The sequence below is a fragment of the Miltoncostaea marina genome (genome assembly GCF_018141525.1).
Classification (GTDB): domain Bacteria; phylum Actinomycetota; class Thermoleophilia; order Miltoncostaeales; family Miltoncostaeaceae; genus Miltoncostaea; species Miltoncostaea marina.
Map to the genome: position 1 here is coordinate 413,651 of NZ_CP064655.1, position 18,492 is coordinate 432,142.

Genomic DNA, 18,492 nt, shown 5'->3' on the forward strand with positions numbered 1-18,492 from the left:
TCCGTGGCCGGCAGCCCGCACCCCGCCGACGTGCGGGTGCGCGGCGCGGCCGTGATGGCCGTCAGCCGAGGCGCGTCACGCCGGGGGCCAGCGCTCCTCCTCGGGGCGCCGGCCCCCGGCGAAGACCTTCGAGGCGGTCCCGCCCACGGCGAGGTAGGGCGCCACGGCCGGCCGGCGCCAGTGCTCGTAGGCCGCGCAGGCGGCGTCCGGGTCGTCGGGGGTGGCGGCGATCGCGATCGCCAGGGCCTGCGCGTCGCCCATGCCGAGGCCCGAGCCGATCCCCACCTCGGGGTTCATCGCGTGCAGCGCCTCGCCCACCAGCGCCACGCCTGGCGACCACCACGCCTCGCAGCGCACCTCGGTCACCTCGCGGTAGAACAGCTCGTCGACCGAGCTCAGGGCGGCGAGCGGCGCCTCGGCCTGGGGCAGCAGGCGCACGAAGGCGCGCCGGAAGGCGTCGAGCCCCGGCGCGAGCGCCTCCGCGGCGCCGCCGGGCACGCGGTCGATCTGCCAGCCGCCGGCGCTGCCGCCGGCCCAGTCGAGCAGCGTCACCTGGCGGCCGTCGGACAGGAACGCGATCGAGAACGGCTCCGGCGCGTGCACCGGGCTGCGGAACGACACGAAGGCCGTGTCGGAGGCCCGGGTCCGGGCCGGGATGCCGGCGAGCTCGCGCACCCGCGAGCCGGTGCCGTCGGCGCCCACCACGATCCCGGCCGGCAGGTCCCGCTCGCCGTCGGGGCCGCGCACGCGTGCGCCCACCACGCGCTCGCCCTCGCGCAGCAGATCGACCAGCTCGTGCTCCCACAGCAGGTCGACGCCCTCGCGCAGGATCTCCACCACGTCCTGCCGCGGCACCGAGATCGACACCGGGCGCCCGTTGCGGAGCGGCGGGACGTCGATCCCGCGCGCCCGGATCGGGTCGAGCACGCCGAGCTCGTCCAGGGCGTCGTACGCCTGGAAGGGCAGCATGATCGGCCCGGGGATGCGCCGGTCCGCCGCCGCCCGCTCCACGACGACCGCCTCGCCGCCCCGCGCGGCGATGCCCCGCGCCAGCACGAGCCCCGCCATGCCGCCGCCGGCGATCACCACCCGCATGCGCGCCCCTCCCGTCGTCCGCCGTGGGTCGCAGGCTAGCGCCGCGCCGCGCCCCCGGGCCTTCACCCGGCGCCGGGGGCCGGGGTACCCTCTCCACGTGCCGCCGGGCGTCCGGCGGCGGGGGAGGAGCGGATGGCGAAGGACGTGCGCAGGGCCCTCGGCGTGCAGCCGCCGAGGCGCCGCCGCGCCTGGCCGGCGGTCGTCGCGGCGGCCCTGATCGTGGCCGTCGCCGTGGCGATCGGGCTCAGCGTGGACGGCGAGGATGGGGCCGACCGGCCGCCGCCGGCGGCGCCGGCGGGCGTGATCGACCGGGAGCTGTACCGCATGGTCAGCACCGGATCGTCGAAGTCGCGGGTGCGGCGCGTGCTGGGAGGTGGCCCGCGGCGCGTCGAGCGGTCCCCGCTGCTGCGGCGCGGGCCCGAGTGCTGGGTCTACGGGCGCCGCTCCGGCGCCGAGGGCGTCTACCGCTTCTGCTTCCGGGGCGACCTGCTCGAGGCGAAGTACCTCGCCTGAGCGGCGGGCTCAGCCGCCCTCGCGCACCAGCAGCGCCACCGGCAGCCGGCCGAGCACCTCGGCGACGGGCAGCAGACCGCCATCGAGCGTGCGCTCGCCGAGCGCGTCGCGCCAGCGCCCCTCCGGGAGCGCGACGGTCGCGCTGCCCCAGCCGCCCGCGCGCTCCAGCCCGATCGGCAGGCGGGTCGCGACGGCCGCGACCCGGCCCGCGCGCAGGACGCCGACCGCGTGCACGCTGCCGGCCGGCAGCGCGGCGTAGCCCGCCTCCGGCCCGGCGAACCACCCGGGGTGCTCGCGCCGCAGGCGCAGGGCGCGCGAGGTGACGAGCAGCTTCTCGTCGTCGAGGTCGGCCGGCGCGCCGCCGCCGTCGAGCCGCGCGAGCCGCGCGCGGCGCTCGTCGTAGTCGACCGGCCGGCGGTTGTCGGGGTCGACCAGCGACAGCGTGACCAGCTCCGTTCCCTGGTACACGTCGGCGACGCCCGGTAGCACCATCTGCAGCAGCTTCTGCGAGAGCACGTTGGCGCGGGTGGCCGGCGCGAGGCGCTCGACGAGCGCCGCCACCCGCCTCCGCAGCGCCTCGTCGGCGAGGACGCCCTCGGCCACCGCCTGCAGCGCCGCCTCGTACGCCTCGTCCGGGCTCGTCCAGCTCGAGCGCAGCTTGCCCTCGCGGACCGCCTTCTGCAGGTACGGCACCAGCCGCTCCGCGTCGATCGGCCAGGCCCCCACGAGCGTCTGCCACAGCAGCAGCTCGTCGGCGGGGTGCGGCCGGCCCTCGGCCGTGCGCAGCGGCGCGGTCGCCTCGTGCAGGGCGCGCGCCTCCGCGGCCCACTCCTCGCCGATCTCGGCGAGCGCCACGAGGCGGGCGCGCACGTCCTCCGAGCGCTTCGTGTCGTGGGTCGTCAGCGACGTCATGCCGCGGGGGTGGGTCGACTGGCGCGCCTCCGCCCAGGCGTGCAGGGCGTCGGCGGGGATGCCGAGCACGCCCGGCTCGCCGCCCACCTCGTTCAGCGCGGCCAGCCGGAAGTAGCGGTAGAAGGCCGTGTCCTCGACGCCCTTCGCCATCACCGGGCCGCAGGTCTGCTGGAAGCGCACGCAGAACTCGTCGCGCATCGGCCCCCGGCCGCGGCGGCCCAGGGCGAGGTCGGCGAGCAGGTCCACCTCCTCGGCGCGCTCGGGCAGTCGCTCGCGGGCGGCCGCCGCGGCGCCCTCCACCCACCCGGCGGCCTCCGCGGAGGGCGCCTCGCCCGGCACGACGTACGCGCGGTAGACCGGGAAGGCCACGAGCAGCTCGACGAGCGCCTCCTCGATCGCCCGGCGGGTGTGGTCGCGCAGCATGATGTCGTCTTGGCAGATTGCCGCGACGAGCGCGACGAGCCGGTTGACCTCGGCGCGCAGGGGTCCGGCGAGCACCTCGCGCTTGGCCTCCTCCGCCACCTCGTGGAACGTCCGCGGACCGCCCGCGAGGCCGGTCCACACCGCGGTCAGCGGCTCGGCGCCGGCCACGTCCACCAGCACGGCCATCACCCGGTTGAGGGCGTCGTAGCCGGTGGTCCCGTCGCAGTCCCAGTCGGCCGGCAGGCGCTCGTCGCCCTCGAGGATCTTCTCCACGACCACCCACGCGCCGCCGGTCGCCTCGCGCAGCCGGCGCAGGTAGCCGCGCGGGTCGGCCAGCCCGTCGGGGTGGTCGATGCGAAAGCCGTCGATCGCCCCCTCGGCGTGCAGGTCGAGCAGCACCCGGTGCGTGGCCTCGAACACCTCCGGCCGCTCCATGCGGATGCCCGCCAGGGTGTCGACGTCGAAGAAGCGGCGGTAGTTGAGCTCCTCGTCGGCGACCTTCCAGTGGGCCAGCCGGTACCACTGGCGGTCGAGCAGCTCGGGCAGCGGCAGGTGGTCGGTGCCGGGGCGGACCGGCAGCACGTGGTCGAAGTAGCGCACGAGCGGCTCGTCGCCGGAGCGGTCCAGGGCGATGGTGCCCTCGCGCAGGCAGCGGCCGATCGGCTCGCCGAGGATCGGCATGAGGATCGCCCGGTCCTCGGCCGACCAGTCGACGTCGAACCAGCCGGCCTCGGGCACCGCCGGCCCCTCGCGCAGCACCTTCCACAGCACCGGGTTGCGCCAGGCGGGGGTGGGGATGGCGACGTGGTTCGGCACCACGTCGACGACGATCCCGAGCCCGGCGGCGCGGGCGGCCGCCACGAGCCGCATGAAGCCCTCCCGGCCGCCGAGGTCCGCCGACAGCCGGGAGTGGTCGACCACGTCGTAGCCGTGGGCGCTGCCCGGCGCCGCCTGCAGGATCGGCGACAGGTAGAGGTGGGTGGCGCCGAGGGCCGCGACGTGCGGCACCACCGCCGCGGCGTCGTCGAAGGTGAACTCGGCCCGCAGCTGCAGACGGTAGGTCGCCGCGAGCGGCCGCCGCCCGGGCGCGCCGGCCGTGCTCACCGCCGCTCGATCAGCACGATGACCGACCGGGCGGCCACCTCCACGGCCTCGCCGCCGGGCACCGGATCGCCCTCCTCGTCGGCCTCCCAGCGGCCGGTCGCCGTGTCGATGACCCGGTCCCACGACATCTCGCCGGGGGTGGTGAAGACGACCGGCTCGTGGTGGGCGTTGAAGAGCATGAGGAACGAGTCGTCCTCGATGCGCTCGCCCTGGGGGCCGGGCTCCGAGATCGTGCGCCCGTTGAGGAACACCGCCAGGGAGCGCGCGAAGCCGGCCTCCCAGTCGCCCTGCTCCATCGCGCTGCCGTCGGGGCGCAGCCAGGCGATGCCGGGCATGCCGTCCTCGGAGCGCTCGTCGGCGCGCGGGAAGCGCCGCCGCCGGAACACCGGGTGCTCGGCGCGCAGCCGGCAGAGGGCGCCGGTGAAGGCGGTCATCTCCTGGTCGGCCGACGCCCAGTCGATCCACGACAGCGGGGCGTCCTGGCAGTAGCCGTTGTTGTTGCCGCACTGGGTGCGGCCGAGCTCGTCGCCGTGCAGCAGCATCGGCACGCCCTGGGAGAGCAGCAGCGTGGTGAGGAAGTTGCGGCGCTGGCGCGTGCGCAGCTCGAGGATCGCCGGGTCGTCCGTGTCGCCCTCGGCGCCGTGGTTCCACGAGCGGTTGTGCGACTCGCCGTCGCGGTTGTCCTCGCCGTTGGCCTCGTTGTGCTTCTCGTTGTAGGAGACCAGGTCGCGCAGGGTGAACCCGTCGTGCGCGGTGATGAAGTTGATCGACGCCGAGGGCCGGCGGCCGTCGTCCTGGTACAGGTCGCTCGAGCCGGACAGGCGGGCGGCGAACTCGCCGAGGGTGGCCGGCTCGCCGCGCCAGAAGTCCCGCATGACGTCGCGGTAGCTGCCGTTCCACTCGGTCCACAGCGGCGGGAAGTTGCCCACCTGGTAGCCGCCCGGCCCGACGTCCCACGGCTCGGCGATCAGCTTGACCCGGTTGACGACCGGGTCCTGGTGCACGAGGTCGAAGAAGGCCGACAGCCGGTCGACCTCGTGGAACTGGCGGGCGAGGCTCGACGCGAGGTCGAAGCGGAACCCGTCCACGTGCATCTCCTCGACCCAGTAGCGCAGCGAGTCCATCACGAGCTGCAGCACCTGGGGGTGGCGCATCAACAGGGTGTTGCCGGTTCCCGTGGTGTCCCAGTAGTGGCGCGGGTCGGCGTCGACGATGCGGTAGTACGCCAGGTTGTCGAGGCCGCGGAACGACAGCGTCGGGCCCATGTGGTTGCCCTCGGCGGTGTGGTTGTAGACGACGTCGAGGATCACCTCGATGCCGGCCGAGTGCAGCGAGCGCACCATCGCCTGGAACTCCTGCACCTGCTCGCCCAGCCGGCCCGTGGCGGCGTAGCCGTTGTGCGGCGCGAAGAAGCCGATCGTGTTGTAGCCCCAGTAGTTGCGCAGGCCGCGCTCGAGCAGGTGGCCGTCGTGCACGAACTGGTGCACGGGCATGAGCTCGATCGCCGTCACCCCGAGGCCCAGCAGGTGCTCGATCACGGCCGGGTGGCCGAGCGCCGCGTACGTGCCCCGGATCTCGTCCGGCACCAGCGGGTGGGTCATCGTGAGGCCCTTCACGTGGGCCTCGTAGACGATCGTCTCGTGGTAGGGGCGGCGCGGCGGCCGGTCGTCCTGCCAGTCGAAGAAGGGGTTCACGACCACCGACGTCGGCACGTGCGGAGCCGAGTCGGACGTGCTCATGCGGTCCGGGTCGTCGGGGTCGTAGCCGAGCACGGCGAGGTCCCAGTCGACCTCGCCGTCGACGGCCCGCGCGTACGGGTCGAGCAGCAGCTTGTTGGGGTTGCAGCGCAGCCCCTTCGCGGGGTCCCAGGGTCCGTGCACCCGGTAGCCGTAGCGCTGGCCGGGGCCGACGCGCGGCAGGTAGGCGTGCCAGACGCCCGCGTCGCGCTCGTGCAGCTCGAGCCGCGTCTCACCCCCCTCCCCGTCGAGCAGGCACAGCTCGACCGCGTCGGCGACGTCCGAGAAGACGGCGAAGTTGGTGCCGGCGCCGTCGTAGGCGGCGCCGAGGGGCAGGGGCGATCCGGGCCAGTTCTCCACGGGCGGCATACCTTCCCCGGGGCGGCGGGGGCAAACCCCCCGCCCCGCCGCGCTATCCGGGCTCGTCGGCGAGGGCGAGCGCGGGCGACTCGCCGCGCGCCCGGCCGGGCCGCGCCGGCACGCGCGCGCACGCCGCGCACGCGAGGCCGGCCAGGCGCCAGGCGGCCACGCCGACCGCGACCGTCAGCGGCATCGCCACGGCGAGCGGCAGCTCGCGCGCCAGCGGGGGGAAGACCTGCCAGTGGGTGAGGTAGATGAACAGCGAGGCGGCCGCGACCGCGCCCGCCGGGCGCACCATCCAGCGCGGCACCCGCACCGCGGGCGCCCACAGCAGCACGAGCAGCCCGCAGGTGACGACCGCCTCCTGGGCGGGGACGCCGAAGAAGCCGGGCACGGTCGCCACCACGAGCGCCGACACCGCGGCCCTCCGGCCGGTGGTCGTCGCCCGGTGGACGGCCCAGCCGAGCAGGAACACCCACGCCACGGCGTGCGGGCGGAACATCAGGTTGTCGCCGGCGCCGAACGCGAGCAGCTCGAACCGGAACAGCAGCGCTCCGGCGAGCAGGACGAGCACGACGGCGAAGGGCCGCCGGCGCTCCCACCGACGCACGGCCGGGATCGCGAACAGCGCGGTCAGCACGATCAGCGTCTGGACGAGCGCCTCGAGGAACCAGTAGTGCCAGCGGCCGTCCGGGCCGAGCTCCTGCGACCCGGTGTAGTTGTTCACGAGCATCGCCGCGCCGGCGCTGTACGACCCCGCGACGAGCACCTGCAACCAGATCCACGCCGAGGCCGGCACCGCCACCCGCGCGATCGCGGCGGCCGAGCGCGCCAGTCGCCGCGGCGCGTCCATCGCGGCGAGCTGGAAGCGGGCGAAGCTGTGGCCGGCGAGCCCGAGCAGCAGGTGCGCCCCGCCGGCGGGCCAGAACGCGGTCATGTGCGACGCCACCACGAGCAGGATCGCCGCCGCGCGCAGGGCGACGCTCGTTTCGAGGCGCGCCCCCCGGCCGCGCTCCCGGGCGCCCGCGGCCAGCTCGGCCACGGTCCGGCGCGGCCAGTCCGGGGGCAGGTGCCCGAGCTCCTCCTCCAGCGCGATCGAGACCTCGACGTACGAGAGCGAGTCGCCGCCGAGCGCGGCGAAGCTGTCGTCCGCGCCCACCCGGTCGCGGCCCACGGCGGCCGCGAGGATCGCCGCCACGCGCCCGGTCGCGGCGCCGGCGTCCGCGCCGGCCGCCGCGGCGACCCCCTCGGGGGCCGCGGCGGGCGGGGGCGCGAGGGCCGCGAGGGCCGGGTAGTCCGTCTTGCCGCTCGGCCCGCGGGGGATCCGCTCCACGGCGACGACCGCGACCCGCGAGGCCGGCACGCCGAGGCGGCCCGCGAGCGACGGGCCCAGGCAGGCGCGCGGCCCGTCGCCGGCCACGGCGACCACCAGGCGCTCGTCGTCGCCCGTGCAGGCCGCCGCGAGGCCGTCCGCGGCGAGCATGCGCTCGACCTCGTCGAGGTCGATGCGCAGGCCGAAGAGCTTCAGGAAGCGGCTGCGGCGGCCCACGATCTCGAGGAGGCCGTCCGGCCCCCGCCGGGCCAGGTCGCCGGTGCGCAGCTCGTCGACGACCCGGCCCAGCGCGAGGTCGGCGGCCTCCCGGGCGTAGCCGAGCATCACGTTGGGGCCGCGGTAGACGAGCTCGCCGACGCCGGGCTCGTCCGCCTCCGGCACGTCGGCCAGGCGCAGCGACCCGCCGGGCACGGGCACGCCGATCGCCGAGGGGCGGGCCTCCGCCAGCGCGGGCGGCAGGTAGGCCATGCGCGCCGTCGCCTCGGTCTGGCCGTACATCACCACGAGCTCCCACCCGCGCTGGCGGCCCAGGCGGGCGTAGCGGCGCACCCGCTCCGGCGCCAGCCGCCCGCCGGCCTGCGTCACGTAGCGCAGCGACGGCAGGTCCATCCCGGCGAACCCGACGCGCTCCAGCAGGTCGAACGTGTGCGGCACGCCCGCGAAGCTGGTCGCGCCGCCCTCGCGCACGAGCGCCCAAAAGGCCGGATCGGCCACCGAGCGGTCCGTCAGCAGCAGGCGCCCGCCGCGCAGCAGGTGCGAGTTCACGACCGACAGGCCGTAGCAGTAGTGCATCGGCAGCGACGTCGCCGCGCGGTCGCGCTCCGTGATCGCCAGGTAGGTCGCGATCGCCTCGGCGTTGGCGTGCAGGGCGGCGTGGGAGATGCGCACCAGGCGCGGCGCGCCGGTCGAGCCGGAGGTCGGCATCAGCAGCGCGAGCTCGGGGTGCAGCTCGTGGCCCGGCTCGGCGCCGCCGGTCGCGATGTCGACCCGGCCGTCGTCGACGGACACGACGGTGTCGGGCCGGAAGCGACCGACCACGGCGGCGTCGCGGGCCGGGGCGCCCGGCGCCGCGAGCCACGCGACGTGGCCGGCCCGCAGCGCGGCGAGGTAGGTGACGAGGGTCTCGACGTCGTTGCCGCCGCGCACCAGCACCAGGCGGCGCCCCGGGCCCAGCTCGCGCGCCCGGGCGTCGGCCCGCTCGGCGAGCTCGCCGTAGGCGACGGGGCGGCCGCGCGCCACCACGGCCACCCGATCGCCGAACCGCTCGAGGGCGCCGGCGAACGGCGGCGCCGCCGCGGCGGCGATCGCGACGGTCTGGGAGGCGGGGGGCGGCACGCCCGCACGTTAGGGGGGCCGAATACGTCTCGCAAGGGCGGTCGTCGCCCCGTATCGCCCCGCCGCGCGGCCCGCGCCGCCCGGCGCCGGCCGCGTTGCGGAGAGCCCGCAGGCGGCCGGCGTGGCGACGCGGATGGCGCGGCGGGGCGAGGGGGCATGATCGGGGTGGACCCCTGCGACGGGAGGACGCCATGGCGGTGCGCAGCAAGACCTTCGAGTACCGGGCGTCGCTCGGCCGCGACGGCGTCATGCTCGCCGAGGGCGCCGATCCGCTCACCACCGCCGCCGGGTGGACGCCGGACCACCTCGTGCTGGCCGCGCTGCTGCGCTGCGCCCTGGGCAGCCTGCGCCACCACGTCGGGCGCGCGGGGATCGAGATGGAAAGCGGCGGCGAGGCGCACGGCGTGGTGGCGCGCCGGGACGAGGACGGGCGCTTCGCGATCGTCGCGGTCGACGTGGCGCTCGACGTGCGGCTCGACCCGCTGCCGAGCGCGGACGACGCCCGCGAGCTCATCCGCAAGGCCGAACGGGACTGCTTCGTCGCGGCCTCGCTGCGGGCGCGCCCCCGCTACGCCTGGACGGTCAACGGCGTGCCCCTCGACGAGGGGGTCGAGGAGGCCGCCCGAGGCCGGGCCGCCGCCGGCGCGTGGTCAGCGGCCGCGACGCCGGGGGGCGAGCCACATGGCCAGGCCCGGGTCGGCGCCGGCTAGCGAGGCGCGCGTCGCCGACCGCGGCCCGAAACGGTCGCGCACCGCGTCGAGCGCCGCGTCGATGCCCGGCGGCGCCGGGGGATCGAGCGGCAGGGTGAGCTGGGCAGCGCCCTCCTCGCCGTCCAGGTTCGCGACGGCGACGCCGAGCAGGGTCAGCCCACGCGCCGCCACGAGCGGTCGAGCCTCGTCGAGCAGGGCCCGGGCCGCCGCGAGCACGGCGCCCGAGGCCGCGGTCGGCCGTGGGAGCGTCCGCGACCGGGTGGCCCGCGAGTAGTCGGCGAAGCGCAGGCGCAGCACCACGGTGCGGCCCGCCCGGCCGGCGGCGCGCATGCGGCGCGTGACCCGGTCCGCCAGGCCGACGAGCACGGTGTCGAGCTCCTCGGCCGATCGCGCGCGCGGCCCCAGGGCCGATTGCGCGCCGAACGTGCGCCGCCGGCGGCGCGCCCGCACGGGTCGCGGGTCGCGGTTCCAGGCGAGCGCGTGGAGCGAGCGGCCCGCCGCCGGGCCGAGCATCGCCGCGATGCGAACCTCCCCGAGCCCGGCGAGCTGACCGACGCGCTCGATGCCGTGGCGGGCGAGCCGGCGCGCGGTCACGGGCCCGACGCCCCACAGGCGCTCCACGCGCAGCCCGTGGAGCAGCGCCAGCTCGCACTCGGGGGGGACCACCATCAGGCCGTCGGGTTTGGCGAGGGCGCTCGCGACCTTCGCGAGGCTCTTCGTGGTCGCCACGCCGACCGTGATCGGCAGGCCCGCCGCCGCGCGCACCTCGTCGCGCAGCCGCAGCGCGATCCGCGTGGGCGTGCCCACGCTGCGCGCCATCCCGCCGACGTCGAGGAAGGCCTCGTCGATCGACAGCCCCTCCACGACCGGCGCGGTGCGCTCGAAGACCGCGAAGACGGCCCGGCTGGCCTCGACGTAGGCCTCCCAGCGGGGCGGCACCACCACGGCGCCGGGGCAGCGCCGGCGCGCCTCGGCGCCGCCCATCCCGCCGGCCACGCCGTGGGCCCTGGCCTCGTAGCTCGCCGCGAGCACCACCCCGCCGCCCACGAGCACGGGACGGCCCCGCAGGCGCGGGTCGTCGCGTTGCTCGACCGACGCGTAGAAGGCGTCGAGGTCGGCGTGCAGGATGGTCGCCTCCCGGGGCACGAACACATGTTCGCCTCCGGGCCGGACGGCGGGTGGGCGGCGCGACCGGTGGCGCGCCGTCGCCGGGGCGGGGGGCTTGTCCGTCCACCTCCGCCTCTGGTAGGACCGCGCTACGCGCCGGCGAGAGGCGGAACCGCGTGGAAGCGTTCGTCAGGCTCACCTCCGAGCAGCTCGACGACCTGCTCCGTCGGTCCCCTGCGCGGCGGCGCACCAGACGGACCTCCCCGTACGCAACCCCCGAGGGCGCGCTCGCGCGCCCAGGCGCCGCCGACGACCCCCGTGCGGCGGGCGGGTGCACGCGATGATCGATCGGGCGCGTCTCGTGGGGCGCTGGTTCCGTTCCGCCGAGGAGGACCAGGGGGGGCGTCTCGTGTTCCGGGGCCCGGAGCACGAGTTCCCGCCGTCGCGCGCGGCCCGGAGCTCGATCGACCTCGAGGCGGACGGCACGGCCGCGGTCGGTCGCGCGGGTCCGGCCGACCGGGCGGAGTACTCGCCGGGCCGGTGGGAGCTCGAGGGCGACCGCCTGCGGCTCGCCTGGCACGGGCGGGAGGAGCGGTACGAGGTGCTGGAGGCCGGCGCCGACCGGCTGGTCGTGCGCCGGGTGGAGGACGACGTGTGAGTGGCTGGACACCATCGAAGCGGGGTGCGCGATGACGACGGACGAGCAGGACGACGCTCGGACCCCGATGGTCCGGACGTGTGGCACCGAGCGGGTGCACGAACGGCTGATGCGGGAGGTGCCCGGCTACGCCGAACGGAGGGCCGCCGTCGAGAACCACGCCTGGCGGTCGGCGCGCGCCCCGTCGGCCGCGCGCGCGGGCTGCACCCGCATCCCGGTGGTGGTGCACGTCGTCAGCCGGGTGGCGGCCGAGGACATCGGCATGGCACAGATCGAGAGCCAGATCGCCGTCCTCAACGCGGACTTCCGGCGACGCAACGCCGACCGCACCCTCGTGCCGGCGGCCTTCATGCCGGTCGCCGCCGACGCCCGCATCGAGTTCGAGCTCGCGTCCGCCGACCCGTCGGGCGCGCCGACCGACGGCGTCACGCGCACGACCACGACCGTCAACGGCTTCACCGACGACGACGCCGTCAAGTCGGCGGGGACCGGTGGGGCCGACGCCTGGCCGGCCGATCGCTACCTCAACGTCTGGGTCTGCCGGCTCGCCGGCGGCCTGCTGGGCTACGCCCAGTTCCCGGGCGGGCCGGCGGAGACGGACGGGGTGGTCGTGACCCATACGGCGTTCGGGACCACGGGCACCGCGGCCGCGCCCTTCAACCTCGGTCGCACGGCCACCCACGAGATCGGGCACTGGCTCAACCTCCGGCACATCTGGGGCGACGACGGCACCGGCTGCAGCGGCGACGACTTCGTGGCCGACACGCCGAACCAGGCCGGGCCCAACACCGGCACGCCGACGTTCCCCGTCGTGACCTGCGGGAACGGGCCGGACGGCGACATGTTCATGAACTACATGGACTACACCGACGACGTCGCGATGTTCCTGTTCACCGCGGGGCAGGTGACGAGGATGCAGGCGGCCCTCGACGGCCCGCGCAGCGCGATCGGCCGCTCGGTGGCATGCGGGACCAAGCTCAAGTTCACCGATGAGCCGGTCACCTTGAAGTTCCGCGACGATCCGATCGACACGCTGAAGCGGGCCGACGACCCCATCGCGACGATCGCGAAGTTCCGGGACGACCCGGTCGGGACCGTCAACAAGTTCCGTGACGACCCGGTCGGCACGGCGGTGAAGTTCCGCGACGACCCGGTCGGCACCGCGGCCAAGTTCCTGGACGACGGCGGCACCGACCCGCGGATCGACCCCATCAAGCAGCCGGCGCTCGACAAGCCGCCCATCGCCGACCTCGCCAAGGCGCCCGCGGCGGACCTCGGCGGCATCCCCGACCCCGGCGGACCGGTCCAGCAGCCGGACCTCGGACGCGGCGGCCCGGCGCCCTTCGTCCTCGCCACGCCGCACCACTCGATGGCGTGGGCCGGTGGCGAGGCGGGCCTCGGCGAGTACGAGGTGGCGCTCGCGCAGTACGAGGAGGTGATCGCCCAGTACGCCCGCGCGGAGGCGGCGGGCGGGCTGGGCGAGGAGGACGCCCGCGCGGCGAGGGAGCTCTACGACGAGTACTCGCGCCTCGGCGAGGAGTACCGGCGCCTGGCGGGGCGGTGAGTCGTGAGCGTCCTCGTGCTGGCCACCGAGGCCGACCCGCACGCGCGCGCCGTGGCCGACGCGATCGCCGCGCTCGGCGGGCGCGCGCGGATCCTCGACCTGTCGCGGTTCCCTCAGCGGGCGTCGCTGACCATCCGCTACGACTGCTGCGGCGGCCGCGCCTACGCGCTCGGCGACGGAGACGACGCCGTGGACCTCTCCGCCGTCGAGGCGGTGTGGTGGCGTCGCCCGCAGCAGCCCGAGGTGAGCGACGAGATCATCGACCCCACCCGGCGCCTGTTCGCCGCCAACGAGGCCCACGAGGCGCTCGCGGGCCTGTGGTTCTCGCTCGACGCCCGCTGGATCAACGATCCCGCCAAGGACCACGTGGCGCACCGCAAGGTCAAGCAGCTGCGCGTGGCCCAGGAGGCCGGGCTGCGGATCCCCGACACGCTCATCACCAGCGATCCGGCCGCCGCGCGGCTGTTCATCGACCGCCACGGCTACCGGGACGTCATCTACAAGTCGTTCTCGGCGTTCGAGACCGAGTGGCGGGAGACGCGGCTGCTGCGGCCCGAGGAGCTGCAGCTGCTCGACTACGTGCGCTACGCGCCGGTGATCTTCCAGGAGTACGTCGACGCGGTCCACGACCTCCGCATCACGATCGTCGGCGACGAGATCTTCCCCGCGGCGATCCACTCCCAGGAGACCGAGTACCCGGTCGACTTCCGCATGGACATGCACAACGCGGCCATCGAGGAGGCCGTGCTCCCGGCCGGGGTCGCCGACCGGCTGCGCGATCTGATGCGCCGCCTCGGGCTCGTGTACGGGGCGATCGACATGCGGCGCCGCCCGGACGGCGAGCACGTCTTCCTCGAGATCAACCCGGCGGGCCAGTGGCTCTTCGTGGAGCAGGCGACGGGCCAGCCCATCGCCGCGGCGCTGGCGCGCGAGCTCCTCGTCGGGGGCGCCCGGCGCGGCGCCTCGGAGCCGGCCGTCGCGGCGAGGATCGCCTGAACGGGCGGGGCCCATCCGGCCCCGGGGCCGGATGGGCCCCGCCGTCGCGGCCGGGCGTCGCCGTCAGCGCGGCGGCGCGGCTCAGTCCTCCCCGCCCACGCGCTCGCGCGGGTCGATCCACTGCTTGTCGCGCTCGGCGACCTCGGCCTGACGCTCCTGCATCCGGTCGATCGCCTCGGGCGGGGCGTCGGGGTCGAACTCCTCCTCCGGATGCTCCATGGTCTGCCGGTCCTGCTCGGTGATCCTCGGCGGGTCGGGCTCGGGCACGGCGTCCTCCGGCTGCGTGCGGGGCGTTCGCCGGCCCTCCTACCCTCGTCGGGGCCGGGTCACGCGGCGGGGTGGGCGCGGTGCGGGGTGGCCGAGGTCCGTCCTGTGACGAGGTCGTCGACGGACCGGGTCGGCGGGGGCCGATCCATGGCGCGGGCGGATCCGGCCCGTCCTGTGACGAGGTCGTCGACGGACCGGGTCGGCTGGGGCCGATCGTCGGCGCGGGCGGGACCCGGCCCCCGCTTGACGAGGTCGTCGACGGACGAGGGTCGGCGGGGGCCGATCCTCTGCGCGGGCGGGACCCGGCCCTGCGGGCCGGCTCGCGCTGGGCGGGTGGTCGCGGTGCGGGGTCGGCTGGGGCCGATCCTCTGCGCGGGCGGGACCCGGCCCTGCGGGCCGGCTCGCGCTGGGCGGGTGGTCGCGGTGCGGGGTCGGCTGGGGCCGATCCTCTGCGCGGGCGGGACCCGGCCCTTCGGGCCGGCTCGCGCTGAGCACGTCGTCGACCGCCGTGCCCCTCACGCGGGGACCCGGCCTCTTTCGGGCCGGGTCACGCGGCAAATCGCCCCTGGCCGGGGCGATTTGCGGACCGGCGCACCGCCTTCGGCGGGGCGGGCGCCGGAAACCCCACTGACGTGAGCGTCCGTGGTGCGCGTGGGGGTGTGCCCGGCGCCCTCGTGGCCGGTTCTGTCCCGCTCCCGCCTTCGGCGGTCGTGTCTCCGACCACGTCGTCGCTCGATCAGGTCGTCCGGGACGCAGTGCGATCAGTTCGCCGCGCGGCGCGCCCCGGCGGCGCGCAGCGCCGACGGAGCCGCGCGGTGGGGGCAGATTGCCGGATCGCCGCGCGGCGCGCCAGCCGGCGTTCCTCGGTTCGACGCAGCCCAGGTCGCCCGGCTCCGCCGGGCGACCTGGGCTGAGCTTCTCTCAGGTCATGCGGCGGGCGAACTGCGCCAGGTAGACGACCGACAGGACGACGAACGTCCACCCCACCAGCGCGCGCAGCCACGGCTCCCGCAGCGGCGTGCGCCGCGACACCGGGCCGGCGACCGCGTCGGCCACCCGCGCCCGCCACCCGATCAGCCCCTCGCGCCCGCGCCGCTCCACCGCCGTGCCGAGCCGTCCCATCGTCAGCCTCCCTGTCGCTCACAGGGGGCGTGCCCGGGGGTGGGCCCGGCCCAAACCGCGGCCGCCGGGGTCAGCCGGTGCCCGCGAGCGACGCGGCGGTGATCGACCCGTCGCGGAAGGCCGCGCCGGTCAGGCCGCCGCCGACGAGGTCGACCAGGCCGTTGGCGCGGCGCACGGCGGCCTGGGAGATGCGCTGGTTGACGAGCACCTGGCGGTCGGTCATGCGGACGCCGGCGCCGGGGCGGCGCACCGGGGCGGCGACGGCCGTGACCGACGGGGCGGGCGCCGGCCCGGGCCCGGCCGCCGCCGCCGCGAGCCCGGGCGCGAGCTTGGACGGGGTCACGGCGCCGGCGCGCAGGTCGCCGCCGGTCAGGCCGCCGCCGAGGCGCCGTGCGAGCGCGTTGGCGCGGCGGACCGCCGCCTGGGAGATGCGCTGGTTGACCAGCAGCTGACGGGCGGACACGCGCAGCCGGGGCGCGCGGGCCGCGACCGCCGCCGGGACCACCACCGGCCGGGGGCTCGCCAGGCCGCCGCCGATCGGCTCCCCGGCCCCCGCGAGGGCGACGCCGGCGCCGAAGTCGGCGCGCCCCAGGCCGCCGTCGCGCAGGTCGCCGGCCACGAGGCCCGCGTCCAGCCAGGCCTCGACCGCCGCGGTGCGCCGCAGCGCCGCCTGCGAGATGCGCTGGTTCACCAGCAGCTGCGCCGGCGTCAGCCGCACCGGCCGGCGGACCTCGAACCAGGTCACCCCGTGCGGCTGGGCCGTGTACCGCCCGCCGACGCGCGGCCACACCCGCCAGATGTAGCGGCCGCCCCAGTCGAGCACCCCGCCCGGGACGCGCAGGCGGTTGGTGGCGGGGAAGCGCGACAGCACCTTGGTCACGCCACCGTCGCGCACCCGGTAGACCTGCACGTTGTAGAGGCGGGCGCCCGGCACGCGCGTCCAGCGCAGCAGCGGGCGCCTCGTGGTCACGGCGACGCCCGGCGCCGGGCGCAGGCGGCCCGCCCGCTCCACCCGCGGGCGCGGCTCGGCCCCCTCCGCCCCCGGCCCGGCCGGGGCGAGGCGGATGGGCGCCGACGGCGGCGCGGGCCCGCCGGCCGTCCCGGCGGGTGGCGGCGCCGGCGTGCCCCCGACCCGGTACTCGAGCCGCTCAGTGGCGACGTTGCCCGCGACGTCGGCGGCGGTGACCACGAACTCGCGCGGGCCCGGCGACGACGTGTCGACCGGCGCGCCGGACGGAACCGTGCCCGAGCAGCTCACGGCGCCCTGGCAGGCGTAGTCGGCGGCCACCGCGGCGCCCGGCTCGTACACGGCGCCGGCGGTGGGCCGCCTGACGGTCACGACGGGCGGCGTGGTGTCGAGCGTGAACGTGCGCTGGGTGCGCCCGGGGTCGTTGGGCGCGGTCTGGCGGGCGACCAGCCGCAGCTCGCCCTCGGGCGCGCCGGCGAGCGTCACCGTGAGCGGCGAGGCGCCCTCGCCGGCGCGGCCCGAGACCGCGACGTAGACGGGCCCGCGGCGTCGCTGCAGCTGCCAGGCGACCGTCGCGCCGGGCGCCGTCCCGGTGATCGTGTAGGAGGGCGGCGCCGTGGCGGCGTTCCACACCTGGTCGTCGGCGCCGGAGACCGCGGGCGCCGCGGCGGCGGCGCCGGGCAGCAGGCCGGCCAGCGCGGCGGCGACGGCGACGACGGTGAACCGCAGGATGTGGCGCATGCGAGGTGTCTACTCCACCCGCCCGCCGCCCGCCCGGCGGCCGGGTCCGGGCCGACGGGCGACGCCGACCGTGCCCGGCGGCGTAGGATCGCGCCCGCCATGCCGCTCTCCCGACGCCGCACGAAGATCCTCGCCACGGTCGGCCCCGCGTCCGACTCCGACCGCACCCTGCGGGCGATGATGGAGGCGGGCATGGACGCCGTGCGCCTCAACCTGTCCCACGGGACGCTGGAGGAGGCCCTCGAGATCCACCGCCGCGTGCGGCGGCTGGCGGAGGACCTCGGCCGCCCGGTGGGGACCCTCGTGGACCTGCCCGGCCCCAAGATCCGCGCCGCCTCGTTCGGCCGCAGCGCGGTCGAGCTGCCCGACGGGCACCGGCTGCGGCTGGTGCCCGGGCGCGATCGCTCGACGGCGGACGTGATCCAGGTCGACTTCGAGGGCCTGCTCGAGGGCATCGAGCCGGGCGACCGCATCTCGTTCGGCGACGGCGGGATCGACATCGAGGTGGTCGGCACGCCCGGCGACCACGTGGACGCCGTCGTGCGCCACGGCGGCAGCCTCACCGGGCGACCGGGCGTGCACATCCCCTCCGAGCGGCTGCGGGTGAGCACGCCGACTCCCGAGGACCTGCGGATCCTCGACGCCTTCGTCGAGGCCGGCGTCGACATGGTGGCGCTCTCGTTCGTGCGCTCGGCCCACGACATCCGCCGGCTCGGCACCGAGCCGCACCCGCGCGGGCCGCTGGTGGTCGCGAAGGTGGAGACGCGCAGCGCGGTGGAGAACCTCGCCGGCATCCTCGACGCCGCCGGCGCGGTGATGATCGCCCGCGGCGACCTCGGCATCGAGTGCGCGATCGAGGACCTGCCGCACCTGCAGAAGCACATCATCCGCGAGTGCATCGCGCACGGCCGGCCAGCGATCACGGCCACCCAGATGCTCGAGTCGATGGCCAACGCCCCCACGCCCACCCGCGCCGAGGCGTCGGACGTCGCCAACGCCGTCTTCGACGGATCGTCGGCCGTGATGCTCTCCGGCGAGACCGCCACCGGGACCGACCCCGTCAACGTGGTCGCCACGATGGCGCGCCTCTGCGCCCGCGCCGACGCCACCTTCGACGTCGAGGGCTGGACCCGGCTGGTCACCCGGCTGCGGGTGGAGGACCCCGAGGCGGGCATCGGCCGCGACCGCCGCATCACCGACACGATGACCGACGCCGCCTGGCGGGTGGCCCAGGAGGTCGGAGCGACGGCGATCCTCTGCCTCACCCGCACCGGCTTCACCGTGCGCGCGATCGCCCGCTATCGCCCGCGGGCGCCGATCATCGGCTTCACCACCGACGAGCGCGTGCGGCGCCAGCTCTCGGTGAGCTGGGGCGCCACCCCCCTGCTGCTGTCGGCGTTCGCGCCCAACGACGAGATGGTCGACGAGGCGGTGCGCACCGCGCGGGAGGAGGGCCACGTGCGGGCGGGCGACATCGTGGTGGTGCTGGCCGGCGTGGACGGGCGCTCGAGCACCACCGACGTGCTGCGGGTCGTCCACGTCGTCTGAC

At 76.7% G+C, this 18,492-nt stretch carries 14 protein-coding genes; 6 read left to right on the forward strand and 8 right to left on the reverse strand.

From position 1 onward, the window contains the following. Window positions 1-75 precede the first annotated feature (75 nt). Complete coding sequence (locus ITJ85_RS02060) at window positions 76-1,095, reverse strand: FAD-dependent oxidoreductase (protein WP_217914696.1); 1,020 nt, start codon at window positions 1,093-1,095, stop codon at window positions 76-78. Between the two features lie 132 nt (window positions 1,096-1,227). On the opposite strand from ITJ85_RS02060, the gene ITJ85_RS02065 reads away from it, so the two are divergent. Beyond that, complete coding sequence (locus tag ITJ85_RS02065; RefSeq protein WP_217914697.1) at window positions 1,228-1,608, forward strand: hypothetical protein; 381 nt, start codon at window positions 1,228-1,230, stop codon at window positions 1,606-1,608. A gap of 9 nt (window positions 1,609-1,617) precedes the next feature. On the opposite strand, the gene treY is transcribed toward ITJ85_RS02065, so the two are convergent. Genes treY through ITJ85_RS02080 form a run of 3 tightly spaced genes read right to left on the reverse strand, consistent with a single transcriptional unit; the run spans window position 1,618 to window position 8,811 of the window. Beyond that, window positions 1,618-4,047, reverse strand: a complete 2,430-nt coding sequence (gene treY / locus ITJ85_RS02070) for a malto-oligosyltrehalose synthase (RefSeq protein WP_217914698.1) — start codon at window positions 4,045-4,047, stop codon at window positions 1,618-1,620. Beyond that, window positions 4,044-6,152 carry a glycogen debranching protein GlgX gene (gene glgX, locus ITJ85_RS02075; RefSeq protein ID WP_343232973.1) on the reverse strand — a complete coding sequence of 703 codons (2,109 nt, stop codon included), beginning with the start codon at window positions 6,150-6,152 and terminating at the stop codon, window positions 4,044-4,046. The genes treY and glgX overlap by 4 nt, the downstream gene beginning before the upstream one ends. Window positions 6,153-6,195: 43 nt before the next feature. After that, window positions 6,196-8,811: an AMP-binding protein gene (locus ITJ85_RS02080; RefSeq protein WP_217914700.1), complete on the reverse strand. Its 2,616-nt coding sequence runs from the start codon at window positions 8,809-8,811 to the stop codon at window positions 6,196-6,198. Window positions 8,812-9,002: 191 nt separating this feature from the next. Between ITJ85_RS02080 and ITJ85_RS02085 the strand changes: the two genes are divergently transcribed. Next, complete coding sequence (locus ITJ85_RS02085; protein ID WP_217914701.1) at window positions 9,003-9,521, forward strand: OsmC family protein; 519 nt, start codon at window positions 9,003-9,005, stop codon at window positions 9,519-9,521. Here ITJ85_RS02085 and dinB read toward each other — a convergent pair. Further along, a complete protein-coding gene (gene dinB / locus ITJ85_RS02090) occupies window positions 9,462-10,673 on the reverse strand; it encodes a DNA polymerase IV (protein ID WP_425517095.1) in 1,212 nt (403 codons plus the stop codon). The two genes, ITJ85_RS02085 and dinB, sit on opposite strands and share 60 nt — an antisense overlap. Window positions 10,674-10,968: 295 nt before the next feature. On the opposite strand from dinB, the gene ITJ85_RS02095 reads away from it, so the two are divergent. The 3 genes from ITJ85_RS02095 (at window position 10,969) to ITJ85_RS02105 (ending at window position 13,846) form a co-directional block, all read left to right on the forward strand. Next, the gene (locus tag ITJ85_RS02095) at window positions 10,969-11,286 is read left to right on the forward strand and encodes a hypothetical protein (RefSeq protein ID WP_217914703.1); all 318 of its coding nucleotides are present in this window, start codon (window positions 10,969-10,971) and stop codon (window positions 11,284-11,286) included. A 67-nt stretch (window positions 11,287-11,353) separates the two neighbouring features. Further along, window positions 11,354-12,850, forward strand: a complete 1,497-nt coding sequence (locus ITJ85_RS02100) for a zinc metalloprotease (protein WP_217914704.1) — start codon at window positions 11,354-11,356, stop codon at window positions 12,848-12,850. 3 nt (window positions 12,851-12,853) lie between these two features. Then, the gene (locus ITJ85_RS02105) at window positions 12,854-13,846 is read left to right on the forward strand and encodes an MvdC/MvdD family ATP grasp protein (RefSeq protein WP_217914705.1); all 993 of its coding nucleotides are present in this window, start codon (window positions 12,854-12,856) and stop codon (window positions 13,844-13,846) included. An 81-nt stretch (window positions 13,847-13,927) separates the two neighbouring features. Here the strand turns inward: ITJ85_RS02105 and ITJ85_RS02110 are convergent, their stop codons facing one another. From ITJ85_RS02110 to ITJ85_RS02120, 3 genes are all read right to left on the reverse strand, one after another. Next, complete coding sequence (locus ITJ85_RS02110; RefSeq protein WP_217914706.1) at window positions 13,928-14,113, reverse strand: hypothetical protein; 186 nt, start codon at window positions 14,111-14,113, stop codon at window positions 13,928-13,930. A gap of 921 nt (window positions 14,114-15,034) precedes the next feature. After that, a complete protein-coding gene (locus ITJ85_RS02115; protein WP_217914707.1) occupies window positions 15,035-15,235 on the reverse strand; it encodes a hypothetical protein in 201 nt (66 codons plus the stop codon). A gap of 70 nt (window positions 15,236-15,305) precedes the next feature. Continuing rightward, the gene (locus ITJ85_RS02120) at window positions 15,306-16,943 is read right to left on the reverse strand and encodes a hypothetical protein (RefSeq protein WP_217914708.1); all 1,638 of its coding nucleotides are present in this window, start codon (window positions 16,941-16,943) and stop codon (window positions 15,306-15,308) included. 99 nt (window positions 16,944-17,042) lie between these two features. On the opposite strand from ITJ85_RS02120, the gene pyk reads away from it, so the two are divergent. Next, window positions 17,043-18,491, forward strand: a complete 1,449-nt coding sequence (pyk, locus tag ITJ85_RS02125) for a pyruvate kinase (RefSeq protein ID WP_217914709.1) — start codon at window positions 17,043-17,045, stop codon at window positions 18,489-18,491. Window position 18,492 lies beyond the last annotated feature (1 nt).

Coding starts and splice junctions, on each gene's coding strand:
- ITJ85_RS02120 (WP_217914708.1), bottom strand. CDS start 16,943: ATGCGCCACATCCTGCGGTTCACCGTCGTCGCCGTCGCCGCCGCGCTG.
- ITJ85_RS02060 (WP_217914696.1), bottom strand. CDS start 1,095: ATGCGGGTGGTGATCGCCGGCGGCGGCATGGCGGGGCTCGTGCTGGCG.
- ITJ85_RS02095 (WP_217914703.1), top strand. CDS start 10,969: ATGATCGATCGGGCGCGTCTCGTGGGGCGCTGGTTCCGTTCCGCCGAG.
- pyk (WP_217914709.1), top strand. CDS start 17,043: ATGCCGCTCTCCCGACGCCGCACGAAGATCCTCGCCACGGTCGGCCCC.
- ITJ85_RS02100 (WP_217914704.1), top strand. CDS start 11,354: ATGGTCCGGACGTGTGGCACCGAGCGGGTGCACGAACGGCTGATGCGG.
- ITJ85_RS02115 (WP_217914707.1), bottom strand. CDS start 15,235: ATGGGACGGCTCGGCACGGCGGTGGAGCGGCGCGGGCGCGAGGGGCTG.
- glgX (WP_343232973.1), bottom strand. CDS start 6,152: ATGCCGCCCGTGGAGAACTGGCCCGGATCGCCCCTGCCCCTCGGCGCC.
- ITJ85_RS02065 (WP_217914697.1), top strand. CDS start 1,228: ATGGCGAAGGACGTGCGCAGGGCCCTCGGCGTGCAGCCGCCGAGGCGC.
- ITJ85_RS02085 (WP_217914701.1), top strand. CDS start 9,003: ATGGCGGTGCGCAGCAAGACCTTCGAGTACCGGGCGTCGCTCGGCCGC.